The organism is Allofournierella sp. (assembly GCF_048388525.1).
In the GTDB taxonomy this organism is placed as follows: Bacteria; Bacillota; Clostridia; order Oscillospirales; family Ruminococcaceae; genus BQOK01.
Window position 1 is genome coordinate 42,031 of record NZ_DBGCTQ010000025.1, and the last position, 14,462, is coordinate 56,492.

Annotated in this window: 15 protein-coding genes and 1 pseudogene; 4 read left to right on the plus strand and 12 right to left on the minus strand. The window is 61.7% G+C overall.

The features are described 5' to 3' along the window. Positions 1 to 42: 42 nt before the first annotated feature. The 7 genes from rsmB to ACMLHZ_RS02275 all read right to left on the minus strand — a co-directional run bounded on the left by rsmB (position 43) and on the right by ACMLHZ_RS02275 (position 6,969). Positions 43 to 1,350 carry a 16S rRNA (cytosine(967)-C(5))-methyltransferase RsmB gene (gene rsmB / locus ACMLHZ_RS02245; protein ID WP_418666187.1) on the minus strand — a complete coding sequence of 436 codons (1,308 nt, stop codon included), beginning with the start codon at positions 1,348 to 1,350 and terminating at the stop codon, positions 43 to 45. Between the two features lie 131 nt (positions 1,351 to 1,481). Next, positions 1,482 to 2,396 carry a methionyl-tRNA formyltransferase gene (gene fmt, locus ACMLHZ_RS02250; RefSeq protein ID WP_418666188.1) on the minus strand — a complete coding sequence of 305 codons (915 nt, stop codon included), beginning with the start codon at positions 2,394 to 2,396 and terminating at the stop codon, positions 1,482 to 1,484. A gap of 1 nt (position 2,397) precedes the next feature. Beyond that, positions 2,398 to 2,922, minus strand: coding sequence for a peptide deformylase (gene def, locus ACMLHZ_RS02255; RefSeq protein ID WP_418666189.1), 525 nt, complete (start codon positions 2,920 to 2,922; stop codon positions 2,398 to 2,400). Positions 2,923 to 2,971: 49 nt separating this feature from the next. Beyond that, complete coding sequence (gene priA / locus ACMLHZ_RS02260) at positions 2,972 to 5,224, minus strand: replication restart helicase PriA (protein WP_418666190.1); 2,253 nt, start codon at positions 5,222 to 5,224, stop codon at positions 2,972 to 2,974. 18 nt (positions 5,225 to 5,242) lie between these two features. Continuing rightward, complete coding sequence (gene gmk, locus ACMLHZ_RS02265; protein WP_418666191.1) at positions 5,243 to 5,809, minus strand: guanylate kinase; 567 nt, start codon at positions 5,807 to 5,809, stop codon at positions 5,243 to 5,245. Continuing rightward, on the minus strand, positions 5,802 to 6,074 hold the full coding sequence (gene remA, locus ACMLHZ_RS02270; protein WP_177561765.1) for an extracellular matrix/biofilm regulator RemA: 273 nt from the start codon (positions 6,072 to 6,074) through the stop codon (positions 5,802 to 5,804). Before remA ends, gmk begins: the two co-directional genes overlap by 8 nt. Before the next feature lie 16 nt (positions 6,075 to 6,090). Further along, the gene (locus tag ACMLHZ_RS02275) at positions 6,091 to 6,969 is read right to left on the minus strand and encodes a YicC/YloC family endoribonuclease (protein WP_418455021.1); all 879 of its coding nucleotides are present in this window, start codon (positions 6,967 to 6,969) and stop codon (positions 6,091 to 6,093) included. Between the two features lie 227 nt (positions 6,970 to 7,196). Here ACMLHZ_RS02275 and ACMLHZ_RS02280 point away from each other — a divergent pair, with 227 nt between their 5' ends. Beyond that, positions 7,197 to 7,385 (plus strand): hypothetical protein, encoded by a 189-nt coding sequence (locus ACMLHZ_RS02280; RefSeq protein ID WP_177561761.1) that lies wholly within the window; start codon positions 7,197 to 7,199, stop codon positions 7,383 to 7,385. A 171-nt stretch (positions 7,386 to 7,556) separates the two neighbouring features. Here ACMLHZ_RS02280 and ACMLHZ_RS02285 read toward each other — a convergent pair whose 3' ends face one another. Continuing rightward, on the minus strand, positions 7,557 to 8,210 hold the full coding sequence (locus ACMLHZ_RS02285) for an HAD family hydrolase (protein WP_418666192.1): 654 nt from the start codon (positions 8,208 to 8,210) through the stop codon (positions 7,557 to 7,559). 233 nt (positions 8,211 to 8,443) lie between these two features. Between ACMLHZ_RS02285 and ACMLHZ_RS02290 the strand changes: the two genes are divergently transcribed. Genes ACMLHZ_RS02290 through ACMLHZ_RS02300 form a run of 3 tightly spaced genes read left to right on the plus strand, consistent with a single transcriptional unit; the run spans position 8,444 to position 10,599 of the window. Beyond that, on the plus strand, positions 8,444 to 9,253 hold the full coding sequence (locus ACMLHZ_RS02290) for an AraC family transcriptional regulator (RefSeq protein ID WP_418666193.1): 810 nt from the start codon (positions 8,444 to 8,446) through the stop codon (positions 9,251 to 9,253). A gap of 19 nt (positions 9,254 to 9,272) precedes the next feature. Continuing rightward, a complete protein-coding gene (locus ACMLHZ_RS02295) occupies positions 9,273 to 10,190 on the plus strand; it encodes a DMT family transporter (protein ID WP_418666194.1) in 918 nt (305 codons plus the stop codon). Continuing rightward, a complete protein-coding gene (locus ACMLHZ_RS02300) occupies positions 10,177 to 10,599 on the plus strand; it encodes a DUF2000 domain-containing protein (protein ID WP_418666195.1) in 423 nt (140 codons plus the stop codon). Before ACMLHZ_RS02295 ends, ACMLHZ_RS02300 begins: the two co-directional genes overlap by 14 nt. Positions 10,600 to 10,731: 132 nt before the next feature. Here the strand turns inward: ACMLHZ_RS02300 and ACMLHZ_RS02305 are convergent, their stop codons facing one another. The 4 genes and pseudogenes from ACMLHZ_RS02305 to ACMLHZ_RS02320 form a co-directional block, all read right to left on the minus strand. After that, positions 10,732 to 12,135, minus strand: a complete 1,404-nt coding sequence (locus tag ACMLHZ_RS02305; RefSeq protein ID WP_418666196.1) for an oxaloacetate decarboxylase subunit alpha — start codon at positions 12,133 to 12,135, stop codon at positions 10,732 to 10,734. A gap of 18 nt (positions 12,136 to 12,153) precedes the next feature. Continuing rightward, positions 12,154 to 12,519, minus strand: coding sequence for a biotin/lipoyl-containing protein (locus ACMLHZ_RS02310; protein WP_177561751.1), 366 nt, complete (start codon positions 12,517 to 12,519; stop codon positions 12,154 to 12,156). A 47-nt stretch (positions 12,520 to 12,566) separates the two neighbouring features. Then, on the minus strand, positions 12,567 to 13,895 hold the full coding sequence (locus ACMLHZ_RS02315) for a carboxyl transferase domain-containing protein (protein ID WP_418666197.1): 1,329 nt from the start codon (positions 13,893 to 13,895) through the stop codon (positions 12,567 to 12,569). 124 nt (positions 13,896 to 14,019) lie between these two features. After that, positions 14,020 to 14,462: pseudogene (locus ACMLHZ_RS02320) on the minus strand (pseudouridine synthase); the annotation flags it as partial.

The following is a 14,462-nucleotide window of genomic DNA, read 5'->3' on the forward strand; positions in this document are numbered from 1 at the left end:
ATAGGGCGGCGCCCTATTTTCCGGCCAGGTTTGGCCCAGATCCTACACGCTTCGCTCCAATGCAGCAATAAAAAATCCGTCGGGGCCGCAAAAGCCGGGCAGCAGGGTGAGCATATGATCTTCTTCCAGCGCACCGGAAGGCGTGCAGTATGGGGGCACTGTTCGAAATCCGGGCTGTGCGGCCAAAAATGCCCGCACCACCCGCTGGTTTTCCGCCGGGTCCACCGTGCAGGTGGAATAAACCAGCCTGCCCCCTTTTTTTACATAACGCGCCGAGGTGCTCAAAATTTTCAATTGCAGCGCGTGCAATTCCTCCGCGCCCTCCAGGGTCTTATAGCGGATATCGGGCTTTTTGGCCATAATGCCAAGGCCGGAGCAGGGCGCGTCTACCAGCACCCGGTCCGCTCTCTGGAAAGCGGGGTTGTAAACCGCGGCGTCGTTCTGCCGTACCGTCACATTTGTAAAGCCGTACCGCTTTACGGCTTTTTCAATCAAAGGCAGTCGGCCCTCAGCCGCATCGCAGCTCACCAGCCTGCCCTCGCCCTTCATTTCCTGGGCCAGCAGCAGGGTTTTGCCCCCCGGTGCCGCGCACAAATCCAGCACCGTTTCGCCGGGCTGCGCCCCAAGGCTCAGCGCCGCCAGCTGCGAGGCCTGCCCCTGCACGTGGTAAAGCCCCTGGGCAAAGGCTTTGGTGGCGGCCGGGCTGCCCGCAAAGCGCGCCAGCACCGCCCCGGGCAGATCGCCCGCCCCGGCCTCTGCGCCTTCTTGCTCAAGCGCCGCACAAAGCTTCTGCACGTCGGTGCGCAGGGTATTGCATCGCAGCGCGGTGGGCGCGGGTTCAAAGCAGGCCTGCAATATCTTTTCACACTGGGCGGGGTATTCCCGCAGCAAAAGCCGCACGGCCGGCAGCCCCACCGAATAGAGCACCGAAAACCGCTCGGCTTCATCCGCAAACTGCGCCTGTTCCGGGTGCTGCTCCAGCGCCCGGCGCAGCACTGCGTTCACAAGCCCGGCAGCGCTGCTTTTTTTCAGTGCTCTGCATAAAGCCACTGCCTCGCTCACGGCCACCGCGGCGGGCGTGCCCATATACCGCGCCTCATACAGGCCCATACGCAGCACCGCGCGCACCTGTGGGTCAAGCCTTTTCATGGGCCTTGACAGGCAGCGCGCCAGGCACCAGTCCAGGGTGAGCAGCCGCTCGGTAACACCGTAAAACAAAGCGGTCACGAACGCCTTGTCTCGGGGCGGCAGCGCATGCTTTTCCAGCGCGCCGGCCAGCACCAGGTTGGAATAGCCGCTCTGTTCCTGGTGCACCAGGGCCAGGGCCGCGGTGCGGCGGGCAACATCCATAAAATCATTTCCTCCGGTCGTTTGGCTGCTCCGCAATCAAACGCTTGTTTAAAAAAGTCCCACGCTCTGCCCCTTGCCGGGCATGGGTGCACGTGGGCAATCGTCAAACTTTTCTTCGGCGGTTTTCGCCCTCACACCGCGTCGCCCGCTTTCAGGCGGCGGCCTGCCGCCCAGGCAGCGCCCTCCATGGGCTTTTTACCCTCGGGCACCACCTCGGTCAATTCCAGCGCTCCCTCGGCGCAGGCCACCACAAGCGGCCTTGCGGCCAGCACCGTGCCTGGCGCGCCGCTGCCCACCGCCAACCGGCTGCGCAGCACTTTGACCTTTTTTCCCTCCCGCTCAAAGTAGGCCGCGGGCCAGGGGTTCATCCCCCGGATCAGGTTATGAAGCGCCCAGGCGGGGCGGTCAAATTCAAAGTGCGCCAGTTCCTTGGTCAGGGGCGGCGCCTGGGTCGCCTTTTCGTGATCCTGCGGGGTGCGCACCGCGCTGCCCGCGGCGATCCCGGCCACAGCCTCCACCAAAGTCGCGGCCCCCAGGGCGCTGATCCGCTGGAATAGTTCCCCGCTGGTTTCCTCGGGGCCGATCTCCACCGGGGCAACCTTCAGAATGTCGCCGGTGTCCAGGCCCTCGTCCAAATACATAATGGACACGCCGGTCTCGGCCTCCCCGTTGATCACCGCCCACTGCACCGGCGCCGCGCCCCGGTATTTGGGCAGCAGCGACACATGCAGGTTGATGCACCCCTTGGCAGGGATGCTCAAAATTTCCGGCGGCAGGATGCGCCCGTAGGCCACCACCACGATCAACTCGGGGGCCAGCGCCCGGATCTGGGCCTCAGCCTCGCCGGTGCGCAGGGTGCGGGGCTGGAACACGGGCAGCCCCGCCCGCAGCGCCAGCGCCTTGACCGGCGGCGCGGTGAGCACCTGTTTGCGGCCCACCGGCTTATCCTCGCGGGTAAACACCCCGCACACCTCGTGCCCCGCGCTCAGCAGCGCCTGCAGGCTGGCGGCGGCGATCTCCGGCGTGCCCATGAACAGGATGCGCATCTTATTCTTCCTCCGCCCCGTCGGGGTAATCGTCCTCGTAAAAACGGTCGGCCAGGTCCATAATGGTAATGCCGTCCAGGTGGTTTGTTTCGTGGCAGAAGCAGCGGGCCAGCATCTCTTCGCCCTCCATCTCAAACACCTTGCCCGTGCGGTCCTGGGCGCGCAGCTTTACCTTGCGGGGGCGCGCAATGGCCCCGTTGTGCCCAGGGAAGGAAAGGCACCCTTCGTACAGGGTCACCTCGTCCTCCGAGCACTCCACGATCTCGGGGTTGATGCACTCGATGAACTTGGGCTCATACCCCTCCGGCACGGTGCCGTCCTCGGGCAGGTCGCGCTCGTCCAGCGCCACAAACAGGCGGCGCATCACGCCCACCTGGGGGCCCGCCAGGCCCAGCCCCCCCGCGCTCAGCAGGGTCTCCTTCATATCGTCGAGCAGGGTGGCCAGCCGGTCGTCAAAATTGGTCACAGGGCGGCAGACCTTTTTTAAAATCGGGTCGCCGTCCTGCACAATGGTCCGAAGTGCCATAGAAAAAATCCTCCTTGCATGGTTTTCGTCTTGTCGTTTTGCGGGCGGCCTAGTCGCCGTCCGAGTTGAAATCCAGCGTGACCGAGGCCTTGGCGGGCAGCCCTTCGGCGGCATAGGCCTCCAGGGTCCTTGCCACCAGGGCGCGGAACGCCCGATCGTTGCGGCATTTGATGGTGAGCTTGTAGCGGTAGCGGTCCTTTACCAGCACCACGTTCATGGGGGCGGGCCCCAGGATGCGCAGCGGAAGCTCCGGCGTTTTTTGGGCTTCCACACCCAGCAGCGCACCGAACCGTGCCGCCGCCGCCAGGGCCTCGCCGTCCTTTTCGCCGCTGAAGGCCGCAATGCACACCGCGCAGAACGGCGGGTAAAGGCACAGCTTCCGGAAGGCGATCTCCTGGGCAAAAAATGCCTCGTAGTCCTGCCGGGCCGCCAGGTTCAGCACCGGGCTGGCCGGGTCCACCGTTTGAATCACCGCGTGCCCCGGCTCGCTGGCGCGCCCGCTTCTGCCCACAACCTGGGTTACCAGGCTGAACACGTTCTCAAACGCCCGGAACCCCTGCGAAAACAGCAGCGAATCAATGCCAAGCACCCCCACAAGGGTCACGCGCTCAAAGTCCAGCCCCTTGGCGACCATCTGGGTGCCAAGCATGACGTCGTATTCCCCCGCGGCAAAGCGCGCCAGCATGCGCTCGTGCGCGTTTTTTTGCCCGGTGGAATCCTGATCCATGCGCAGCACCCGCGCATCCGGGAACAGCTCCGCCAGTTCCTCCTCCACCCGCTGGGTGCCAAAGCCGGTATACCGCAGCTTGCCGCCGCATTCCGGGCATACCGTGGGCACCGGGCTGATGGTCTTGCCGCAGTAATGGCACATGAGTTTGCGCTCGGGCTTGTGGTAGACCATGGGCACACTGCAGCTGCCGCACTTTACGGCCTTGCCGCAGTCGGTGCACATGCCCACCGTGCGGTAGCCTCTCCGGTTCAGCAGCAAAATGGTCTGCCGCCCCCCGGCCAGCGTTTCGCGGATATGCTGCGCCAGCACCGCGCTGATGCTGCCGGGGTTGCCCGCCGCCAGCTCACCGCGCATATCCACCAGCTCCACGCTGGGCAGCGGCTGGCTGGCATACCGCTGGGTCAGCTTGTAAAGGGTATACCGCCCCTCCAGCGCGGCCTGGTAGCTCTCCACGCTGGGGGTTGCACTGGCAAACAGCACCAGGGCGCCGTGGCTTGCCGCGCGGCGCTTTGCCACGTCGCGGGCGTCAAACCGGGGGGCGCTCTCCGAGCGGTAGGTGTGCTCCTGCTCTTCATCCAGGATTACCAGGCCCAGATTCTGCAGCGGCGCGAACACCGCGCTGCGGGTTCCCACCACAATATCGGCCCCGCCCTGCTGGATCATCCGCCATTGCAGCAGCCGCTCGGTGTGGTTCAGCGCCGAGTGCTGTACCGCCACCCGGTTGCCGAAGCACTCTTTCAGGCGGCGGATCATTTGGGGGGTCAGGCTGATCTCGGGCACCAGCACCAGCGCCGTCTTTCCTTTTTGCAGGGCGCGCTCAATCAGCTTCAAAAACACCAGCGTTTTGCCGCTGGCGGTCACGCCGTACAGCAGCGCCGCGGCGGCTTTTCCCGCGTCCATCTGGGCGGCCAGGCCCTCAAACACCCTCTGCTGCGCCCCGGTGAGCTCCAGCACTTCCCCGCTGGGGGCAATGTGGGCGTACAGGTCAATGACCTTGTCGGTCTTGCTTTTTTCCAGCACTCCCTTTGCGCACAGGTTATCCAGCACCGCGCGGGAAAGCCCCAGCTCCGCCAGCTGGCTTTGGGGCAGCGGGCCGCTTTTCAGCGCCTCCACCGCAGCCTTTTGCTTGTCGGTCGGTTTCGGCTTGGCGGGCAGTTCCCCTGCCAGCCGGTATAAGGGTTCCGTGTGGCGCACCAGCTGCTTTTGCAGCCGCGGCCCCTGCTCGGTGGCGGCCGGGCGGTATTGCGCCCCATAGGGGATCACCGCCTTGACCGCCTCGTACCAGGTGCAGAAGGTATACTCTTTTAAAAAGCGCACCAGCTCCATCAGTTCGCCGGTCAGGCGCGCTTCCTCAGGGGCGGCGTCGAACAGCTCCTTGCAGCGGCCCGGCTCCTCCTGCTGCCCCAGCGCCAGCACCACGCCCATGCGCGGTTTGTTCCCCCGGCCAAAGGGTACCAGCACCATACTGCCCAAAAACACCGCACCGCACAGGCGCGGCGGCAAAAGGTAAGTATACAGCTTATCAAAGTGGAACGTGGCGCCGCTCACCGCTACCTGTACCGTATCCAACAAAAGCGACGCCTCCCTTTTTTACTGCCGCTGATGTTTTTGAATCAGCGCATAGATCTCTTCCGCACACTCGTCCACCTGGGCGTTTACCACGACCTCGTCGTAATCCACGGCGTACTCCATCTCCTCCAGCGCGCGCCGCAGCCGTTTTTGAATGGCTTCCTCGCACTCGGTGCCCCGGCCCCGCAGCCGCTGCTCCAGCTCTTCATAGCTGGGCGGCCGCACAAAAACAGTGGTCGCGCCGGGGTAGTTCCGCTTGATGTTGGCGGCTCCCACTACCTCGATCACCAGGATCACGGTTTTATGGGCCGCAATGCGCCTGTCCACCTCCGCGCGGGGGGTGCCATAATAGTTTTCGCAGTATTGGGCGTATTCCAATATCTCGCCCGCTGCAATGCGCCGTTCAAATTCATCTCTGGCCAGGTAGTAATAGTCAACGCCCTCTCTCTCGCCCGGACGCATGGGGCGGGTGGTGGCCGAAACCGATATCTCGATCTCCGGGTGAAGCTCCATCAGCCGTTTTACCACGGTATCCTTGCCGGAGCCGGAAGGGCCGGATACGACCACAAGATACTTTTCGTTACTCATCCCCCAGCTCCTCGTCCAGCTCATCCTCGTTGTCGTCCGCCAGGCGGTTCGCCACCGTTTCGGGCTGCACAGCCGACAGGATCACGTGATCCGAGTCCATGATAATCACGGCACGGGTGCGGCGGCCGTAAGTGGCGTCGATCAGCGAGCCCTTGTCCCGGGCCTCCTGCACGATCCGCTTGATGGGCGCGGATTCCGGGCTTACAATGGCGATCAGCCGCCCCGCGCTGACCATGTTGCCAAACCCGATGTTGATGAGTTTCATATTCCCTCTCCTGTCGTTATTCAATGTTTTGAATCTGTTCCCGAATCTTTTCGATCTCGGCCTTGATGTCCACCACAACGCGGGTGATCGCCAGATCCTGGCACTTGGAACCAATGGTATTGGTCTCCCGGTTGAGCTCCTGGGTCAAAAAGTCCAGCTTGCGGCCCACCGGGCCGCCGCTGCCCAGAATCTCCCGGTACTGGGCAATGTGGCTGCGCAGCCGCACGGTCTCCTCGTCCACGGCGGTCTTGTCGGCAAAGATCGCGGCCTCGGTGAGCAGGCGTGCCTCATCAATATTCTGGTCCTGCAGCAGGGTCTGCAAACGGGCATACAGCTTTTTCGTATACGCCTCCACCCGGCCGGCGCTGCCCTCTTCCACCGTGCCAACCGCCTGTTCAATGGTGGAAAGGCGGCCCAGAATGTCCTCCTTGAGCTTTTCCCCCTCTGCCGCACGCATCTGCACAAAGTTTTCCACCGCGGCGTCGCACACCGCGCTCACATCCTGCCACAGCTGTTCCTCGTCCACTGCGGCGTGCCGCACCGCAAGCACATCCGGGAAGCGCGCCACCATCCCCGCGGTAACGTCGTTTTTTAGGCCCAGCTCTGCGCTCAGCAGGGCCAGGGCGTCCCTGTAGCTTGCGGCCAGGGGCAGGTCCGCCTCCACGGCGGTGTCTTGGGCTGAAACATTCTGCAGCTGCATGTTCAGTTCCACCTTGCCGCGGCTGATGGCTGTGCTGAGCCGTTTTTTCAGCCGGTCGTCCAGAAAGGCGCAGCTGCGGGGAATGCGGGAAGAATACTCGAAATAGCGGGAATTGACGCTCTTGATCTCCACGGTGATGTCCCGGCCGTTCACCACGGCCTCGGCCCGGCCATAGCCGGTCATGCTCAATGCCATTGAATGCACCTCTTCCTTATGAAAAAATAGAAAGTCGGCTTTGTATATTGTTTCATTGGGCAGTATGACCCATTTTTAAATATACATGTTCATATTTTACACGTTTTACCCCCTCATTGCAAGGTTTTTGCCCGCCTTTCTGCGCGCGCCGTCTGCCCTGTGAATGGTCGGATTTCCCAGAAAAAAGCCGGTGCGGGCGGGGCACACTAAGAGCGAGGTGAAACGCAATGGACGAGATGCCGTACTTTATTCCCATGGCCGATGCGGGCCTTTTGGGCCAGTGGAGCCCCGACGCAGGCGAGGACGAGGCCTTCTTCAATTCTCTGCCTGAGGACGCACAGCAATCCCTTCTGGCAGGGTGCGCCGGCAGCGAGGAATTTCACGCCCGGGTGCGCGAGGCGCGCCTGCGCCAGTGACCCAAAAGCGGCGGAGCGCTCAAAAGCGGCGTTCCGCCGCTTTTGAGCAATATAAAACCACTGGCTAGGCCAGTGGTCGAAAATAGCCTGAGGCGATAAGAAAAAAGCCCCTTTGTTATAAGCCAACTGCCCCAAAAAAGATAGCAAGGAGAGGACATTCAGCGGAAATTTTCACTCCAAAGTTAAAATATACTTACAAATGTCTGCTATATCTTCGCCTATATATGTGCAATTGTAATTTTTAAAATCATCCCTTGATTTTGTTCCTGTTAGCACAGCAACAAAATCAACTTTGGCGTTTTCGGCTGTCTTGGCATCAACCAAGCTATCCCCGACATAAAGCACCTCTTTATTTCTTACATCCAAATGTTCAATAGCCCAAAGCAATCCTTCCGGATCAGGTTTCTCTGCTTTTACATCTTCCGCCCCAACAATGATATCAATTAACTCACTTAAAGAAAATTTATTTAATATCTGTTCAATTCTATAATGAAATTTTGTTGTAACAATAGCGGTCTTACGCCCTTTGTCCTTCAGCATTTGCAAAGCATTTTTTACTCCTGCATACAGTGTGGTATGAGCAACCATAACGCTATCAGCTTTTTCCTTAAAGAGTTTGGCAAATTGCCCTGCCTCGTCCAAATCATCGTTCGATGTTAATGTAAAGTATGTTTCTGTTAAGGATAATCCTATTGACTTTTTTATATCTGAAATGTTTGGGGGTGCGTAGCCCAATTCTCTCAAAGCATAATTTATACTTAAAGCAATACCATTTGTGGAGTCTCCCAATGTATAATCAAAATCAAAAATTACCGCTTTCAGCATACGATACCCCCTCAAAAACCCCTGTTGGGCGCTGGCTTCATTGTAGCATAGCAGCTTTACAGAGTCTATAAGAATGGATGGTTATTTCTGCCCGTACCCGGTGCCGGGGCAAAAACATACCCGGGCAAAAAAGGCGATATCGTACAAGCCGGGGCTTGCCGGCCGGGTGTATAATAAGCATACGATTTCGCCAAAAGCGGGCCTGCCCGCGCCGCACAAGGAGGTATTCCCGCATGGGCGATTCCCTGTTCCGCTACGATGAAGGCCTGCAAATGGAAGCCCATTTTTTCAAGGGGCTCAAGCCTGCCTTTCCCCCGCACTTCCACGAGCATTATCTGTTCGGCCTGGTGGAAGAGGGTGCGCGCACCTTATTTTATAAGGGCTGCTCCTACACGGCCCGGACCGGGGCCCTGCTGGCCATCAACCCGGGCGACCCCCACGCCTGCCAGCAGCTCGGCCCCGAAGCCACGGACTGGCGTGCGCTCAACGTGCCGCCCGCCGTGATGGAGGCTCTGGCGCAGGAGCTCACAGGCAGCGGCGAAGCCCCGCTGTTCGCCCCGCCCGTTATCTGGGACCCGGAGCTGGCGGCCGAATTCGGCAGGCTGCATCAGCTCATTCTGGAGGGCAGCGGTGAGTTCGAAAAAGAGGAGCTCCTGCTGTTCTTTTTTGACCGGCTCCTCGGCCGGTACTCCCGCCCGATCTCCCTGGCCCAGCCGGAAAGCCGGGCCGAGGTGGAGCGCGCCTGTGATTTCATTCGGCAACATTACACCGAGCACATTGCGCTGGACGATCTCTGTGCCGCCGCCGCGCTGAGCCGCTCTTCCCTGCTGCGCGCCTTCACCCGCGCCAAGGGGGTCACGCCGTACCGCTACCTGCAATCCGTGCGCGTCGAGCGCGCCAAAGCCCTGTTGGAGCAGGGCGCCGCCCCGGCCGAGGCCGCGCTGGCGGCCGGCTTTGCCGACCAAAGCCATTTCCACCGTTTTTTCAGCCTGTTTATCGGCATGCCCCCCGGCGCTTACCGGGAGATCTTTTTTCAAAAATAACCAGGAAAGGGGCGCGTTTATGCAGCGCGAGCTTCGTGCCGGGCACCTTGCCGCCGGCCTGACCATGCTGATCTGGGGCACCACTTTTATTTCCACCAAAGTGCTGCTGCGGCAGCTCAGCCCGGTCGAAATTTTGTTTCTTCGCTTTTTGCTAGGCTACCTTGCCCTGTGGCTGATCTGCCCCCGCCGCCTGCGGGGGGTCAGCGGCCGCCAGAATGCGGCGTTTGCGCTGGCGGGCCTCACCGGCATCTGCCTGTATTACTTACTGGAAAATGTGGCGCTCACCTTCACGTTCGCCTCCAACGTTGGGGTCATTATTTCGGTGGCGCCCTTTTTCACAGCGCTGCTGGCCCACTGGATGTTTCGGGGCGCTGAACCGCTGCGGCCGCGTTTTTTTGCCGGCTTTGCCGCAGCCATGGCGGGTGTGTGCCTGCTCAGCTTTTCCGGCGGGCCGCTCAAGGCAAGCCCTGCCGGTGATCTGCTGGCACTGGCCGCCGCTCTGGTATGGGCTTGCTATTCCCTGCTTACCCGCGTCATTGGGGGGTATGGCTTCGGCGCGGTGCAGGTCACCCGCCGGGTCTTCTTTTTCGGCCTGCTTTTTATGCTGCCCACCCTGCCCTTTTCCCCTTTTGACCTGCGCCCCGCCCTGTTGGCGGAACCGCAGATCCTTTTGAACCTGCTGTTTTTGGGCCTCGGCGCTTCAGCCTTATGTTTTGTTACCTGGAACTTTGCCGTGCGGGCCCTGGGCCCGGTGCGCACCAGCGCCTATATCTACGCGGTTCCGGTGGTCACGCTGGCCGCCTCGGCACTTTTGCTGCACGAAGCCATCACCCCTGCCGCCCTTGCCGGCACGGCCCTCACCCTCACGGGCCTTTTCCTCTCCGAGAGCGGCGATAAAGCCCCCAAAAAAGGAGCGATCCCACATGGAACAGATTGAAGAAAAATGTGTGCTGGTATTGCACGAGGCCCTTCCTCTGGGCGTCGCCGCCAACACAGCCGCCATTCTGGGCGTTACCCTGGGCAAACAGTGCCCACACATCGCAGGTCCGGCCGTGGCCGATGCCGGGGGCTGTGAGCACCTGGGCATCGTGCAGATCCCCATTCCGGTTCTGCGCGCCTCCGGGGAACGGCTGCACCAGCTCCGCCAGGCCCTCTACCAGCAGGAATACGGCGACCTTACGGTGGTCGATTTTCAGGATCTTGCCCAAAGCTGCCATACCTATGACCAATACATCCTGCGCATGGCCGGCACCCCGGGCAGCGCGCTGCACTACTTTGGCCTTGCCCTGTGCGGCGATAAACGAAAGGTGAATCGCCTCACCGGCAGCCTGCCCCTGCTGCGGTAGGTCCCGCGCTTTACACCGGGGCGCGCCGTCCCTTCTGCTCCTTTGCCTTCTCAAACGGTTTTTGCCCGCTCCGCCGAAAAAACGGCCCGTGCCTGAAGTAACCAGGCATGGGCCGTTTTCATGTACAACAATTTATACCGGGTGGGATTTTCCGGCGTAGTCCACGTGTTCGCCGTCCACGCCGGTGGCTTTCTCGGCCCGCTTCTCAAAAAACTTCGGCGCCACCTGGGGGAACATGGCGTAGGTCAGCACGTCCTCCTCCTGGATCACGTACTTTGCCGCCTCGGCCTTCAGCTTTTCCACCTCGGGCTCCAGGGTATCCGCAAAGCGGCAGGTGATGGGCGCATCGTCGCCCAGGATCTTTTTGCTGAACGCCGGGTCGATGGGCGCGGGGGTCTTGCCGTAATCTCCGTGCACAAGGCCGCGGAATTCCTTGGTTACCATCTTGTAGCGCTCGCCCATGATCACATTGAACACCGCCTGGGTGCCCACGATCTGGCTGGTGGGGGTGACCAGCGGCGGATAACCGGAATCCTGGCGCACGCGGGGGATCTCCTGCAGCACCTCGTCCAGCTTATCCTCTTTGCCCGCATCCTTGAGCTGCTTGAGCATGTTGGAGAACATGCCGCCCGGCACCTGGTACAACAGGGTGTTGGCGTCCACACCCAGGCTCTTGGGGTTGATCTGGCCGTTGGCGATATACTTTTCGCGCAGCTTGGCAAAGTGGGCGCGCACCACATTGAGCTTGTTCAGGTCAAGGCCGGTGTCGTAATCGGTGCCCTGCAGGGCGGCCACCAGGCTCTCGGTGGGCATGTGGCTGGTGCCCAGTGCCAGCGGGCTCATGGAGGTATCCACAATATCCGCACCGGCCTCGATGCCCTTCAGGATGGACATGGAGGCAAGGCCCGCAGTGTAATGGCTGTGGATATCGATGGGAATGTTCACAGTCTCCTTGAGCTTCTTCACCAGATCATAGCAGGTATACGGGGTAAGCAGGCCTGCCATGTCCTTGATGCAGATCGAGTCGGCGCCCATCTCCTCCAGGGTCTTTGCGTACTCGGCAAAATACTCGTTGTTGTGCACGGGGCTCAGGGTGTAGCTGATGCAGCCCTGCACATGGGCCTTTTCCTTGTTGGCCGCCTTGATGGCGGTTTCCAGATTGCGGGGGTCGTTCAGCGCGTCGAAAATGCGGATGATGTCGATGCCGTTCGCCACCGATTTCTGCACAAAGTACTCCACCGCGTCGTCGGCATAGGGGCGGTACCCCAGCATGTTCTGGCCACGGAACAGCATCTGCAGCTTGGTGTTCGGCATTTCCCTGCGCAGGATGCGCAGGCGGTCCCAGGGGTCTTCATCCAAAAAACGGATGCAGGAATCGAAGGTAGCGCCGCCCCAGCACTCCACCGAGAAGTAGCCGATCTCGTCCATTGCGGGCAGGATGGGCCGCATCTCGTCCATGGTCATGCGGGTGGCCAGCAGCGACTGATGCGAGTCGCGCAGCACCACTTCGGTAATTTTAATGGGCTTTTTCGCCATCTCTTTCACCTCGCTGCCTTAGTTCATCGTGACCAGCACGTCGCCGGAGTTCACGCTGTCGCCCTTTTTCACAGTGATGGAAGCCACCGTACCGTCCTGCGGTGCCACGATCTCGTTCTCCATTTTCATGGCCTCCAGGATCACCAGCACGTCGCCGGCCTTTACAGAACTTCCCGCGGCGCTCTTCACATCCAGAATGGTGCCGGGCATGGGGGCGGTTACCTTCACCGCGCCTGCGGCAGCAGCGGGGGCCGGGGCCGCCGCAGGTGCGGCAGCTTTGGGTGCGGCAGCAGGGGCGGCCTTGGGGGCGGCAGCGCCGCCGGCGGTCTCTTCCACGGTCACATCATACGCGGTTCCGTTCACGGTAATGCTGTAGTGTTTCATAGGGGGTTCCTCCTAATCTCAATTCTCTATACGAACGTTCGTTTTCCTTACAGGCTCAGGTTCCCGTGCTTTTTGGGCAGGCGCTGGGCGCGCTTGGTGGCCAGCATATCCAGGGCGGCGGCCAGGGTGGCGCGCACATCGGCGGCGGCCACTGCAAAATCGGCGGCGCCTGCGGCCAGGGCGGCCTGGGCGCTGCACTCGGCAGCCGCATACTGTGCCGCCTTGGCGGCGGTGGCGGCCAGAATGTTGTCGCTGGCGTCCAGCTCGTCTTTATACAGCACGCGCACGGCGGCCTGGGGCTCCAGGGCGGCCACGGTGCAGCCCTCCACGGCAATGGTCACGTCGGCGTTTGCCAGGGCGGTATAGACCGGCCCCACAGCCTTGCCGGCCAGCACCGCCACCTTTGCGGTGGTGGCGTCTGCGTAAGTACCGGCCAGGCGGGCCGCCTCGCGGATGCCCCCTGCCTGGTCGTCGGTGGCGCTTTTCACAAAGCCCTCGCTGTTCACCAGGGTCACCACCGGAATGCTGAACGCGTCGCACAGGCGCATCATGCGGGCCGCCTTGGACACGCAGTTGTGGCACAGGCCGTCCGGCTCGGTGGCCACAACGCCCACGATGTTGCCGTTCACGGTGGCAAGGGCGGTGTATACCTTTTTGCCAAAGCCGGCGTATACCTCCAGCGCGCTGCCCGCATCCACCAAAGCCTCCACAGCCTTGGGGGCGCTGTAGCTGTTCAGCTCCAACACAGCCGAGGGCGCCTCAAACTCGAACACCGAGGGGCCGGCCAGGTTATTGCCCGGCAGGGTGCCCGCCACACGGGCGGCCAGGGCGGCTGCCTCGGCCCCGTCCTTGGCGGTCAGAGCCGCCACGCCCGCCTTTGCCGCAAACGCCGCGCTGCCCGCGCCCGCCAGCTTGTCGCCCTCGGCGGCGCTGGTAAACGGAGCGGTAAAGAACAGCTGCGCGTCCTCGGCCATGATGCACAGGTCTGCGCTGGCCGCAGCCAGCGCGGCCGTGCCTCCGCACACGCCGGTCACCACCGCGATCTGGGGCACCACGCCGGACACCCGGGCGATCTCGGCGGTCAGGGCCGCGTTTGCAGTCAGCAGGTCCAGGCCTTCTTCCAGCTTCGCGCCCACAGAGTCGTAGAACGTCACCACCGGATTGCCGGTCTTGGCGGCCATGCCAAGGACCTTGCGGTTTTTATCCAGATCCTTTGCGGTCACGGCGCCGCCGCTCTGGCACACCGCATACACCGGCTGGCCGCCGGCGCAGCCGTACGCGGCCTGTACCGCGCCGCCCGCAAACAGCTCGGTATAAACGCCTTCATCGAAGAAAGCGGCCAGGATCTCGCCCTTGCTCAGCTTTTTAGAAGCCATGTGAAACCCTCCTGCATTGATTGATCTAGTTTTGAGTTTATTATACTATTTTGACAAATGGATAACAATAGCTTTTTGCCCGTGCAAAAGCTATCGTGCAACAAAATTGTCTGAATGTGACAGCTTATTTTGCGCCCCGTGCCGGCCGCCTGCGGGGCGGTCTTTGCCGGGTTTGCACCGTTTGCGCCGCCCTTTCCTGCTGCTCCCGGGTCACGGCGCGCGCTTTGCCCTTCTGGGCGGCGGCGCGCAGGGCAACCAGCTCGCTTTTGGCAAGGGGCCGGTATTGGCCGGGCTGCAGCATCCCCAGCTTCACCGCGCCCACGGCGCTGCGCCGCAGGCGCACCACCTCCAGCCCCACCGCCTCGCACATGCGGCGGATCTGGCGGTTCTTGCCCTCCTTAATGGTCATTTCCAGCACGGTGCGGCCGGGCTCGTCCACCACCACGTTGATCACGGCGGGCTGGGTCACGGCCCCGTCGTCCAGCTGCACCCCCTTGCTCAAGGCAATCACTTGGCTCTCCTCGGCCCGGGGGCGCACGGTCACCCGGTACAGCTTGCTCACCCCGT

Excerpts from the sequence above, each read along its gene's own strand:
- rsmB (WP_418666187.1), bottom strand. The coding sequence starts at position 1,350 with ATGGATGTTGCCCGCCGCACCGCGGCCCTGGCCCTGGTGCACCAGGAA.
- fmt (WP_418666188.1), bottom strand. The coding sequence starts at position 2,396 with ATGCGCATCCTGTTCATGGGCACGCCGGAGATCGCCGCCGCCAGCCTG.
- def (WP_418666189.1), bottom strand. The coding sequence starts at position 2,922 with ATGGCACTTCGGACCATTGTGCAGGACGGCGACCCGATTTTAAAAAAG.
- gmk (WP_418666191.1), bottom strand. The coding sequence starts at position 5,809 with ATGAGTAACGAAAAGTATCTTGTGGTCGTATCCGGCCCTTCCGGCTCC.
- remA (WP_177561765.1), bottom strand. The coding sequence starts at position 6,074 with ATGAAACTCATCAACATCGGGTTTGGCAACATGGTCAGCGCGGGGCGG.
- ACMLHZ_RS02275 (WP_418455021.1), bottom strand. The coding sequence starts at position 6,969 with ATGGCATTGAGCATGACCGGCTATGGCCGGGCCGAGGCCGTGGTGAAC.
- ACMLHZ_RS02280 (WP_177561761.1), top strand. The coding sequence starts at position 7,197 with ATGGACGAGATGCCGTACTTTATTCCCATGGCCGATGCGGGCCTTTTG.
- ACMLHZ_RS02285 (WP_418666192.1), bottom strand. The coding sequence starts at position 8,210 with ATGCTGAAAGCGGTAATTTTTGATTTTGATTATACATTGGGAGACTCC.
- ACMLHZ_RS02290 (WP_418666193.1), top strand. The coding sequence starts at position 8,444 with ATGGGCGATTCCCTGTTCCGCTACGATGAAGGCCTGCAAATGGAAGCC.
- ACMLHZ_RS02295 (WP_418666194.1), top strand. The coding sequence starts at position 9,273 with ATGCAGCGCGAGCTTCGTGCCGGGCACCTTGCCGCCGGCCTGACCATG.
- ACMLHZ_RS02300 (WP_418666195.1), top strand. The coding sequence starts at position 10,177 with ATGGAACAGATTGAAGAAAAATGTGTGCTGGTATTGCACGAGGCCCTT.
- ACMLHZ_RS02305 (WP_418666196.1), bottom strand. The coding sequence starts at position 12,135 with ATGGCGAAAAAGCCCATTAAAATTACCGAAGTGGTGCTGCGCGACTCG.
- ACMLHZ_RS02310 (WP_177561751.1), bottom strand. The coding sequence starts at position 12,519 with ATGAAACACTACAGCATTACCGTGAACGGAACCGCGTATGATGTGACC.
- ACMLHZ_RS02315 (WP_418666197.1), bottom strand. The coding sequence starts at position 13,895 with ATGGCTTCTAAAAAGCTGAGCAAGGGCGAGATCCTGGCCGCTTTCTTC.